We start from the raw sequence: 243 nt of genomic DNA, 5'->3' as shown, positions 1-243 counted from the left end.
TCTGAAAGCCTTCTTCTCAATAGGTCAAAGAACTAAACGAACCCGTTGGTTCGTAGTGGAGAATAACGGATTCGAACCGTTGACCCCCTGCTTGCAAAGCAGGTGCTCTAGCCAACTGAGCTAATCCCCCGCTGTGGGCCTGCGTGGACTCGAACCACGGACCTCTACATTATCAGTGTAGCGCTCTAACCACCTGAGCTACAAGCCCATTTGGGTATTGGCAGAAAGTAAGCATCAAATATG

Annotated in this window: 2 tRNA genes; both read right to left on the bottom strand. The window is 49.8% G+C overall.

From position 1 onward, the window contains the following. Positions 1-56 precede the first annotated feature (56 nt). A tRNA-Ala gene (locus J2I46_RS32735) sits at positions 57-130 on the bottom strand. A gap of 4 nt (positions 131-134) precedes the next feature. Beyond that, positions 135-208, bottom strand: a tRNA-Ile gene (locus J2I46_RS32730). Between the last annotated feature and the right edge of the window lie 35 nt (positions 209-243).

The organism is Fibrella forsythiae, assembly GCF_017353175.1.
In the GTDB taxonomy this organism is placed as follows: Bacteria; Bacteroidota; Bacteroidia; order Cytophagales; family Spirosomataceae; genus Fibrella; species Fibrella forsythiae.
The sequence above is the reverse complement of the archived record's forward strand: the minus strand, read 5'-3'. Positions and strand labels throughout refer to the sequence as shown.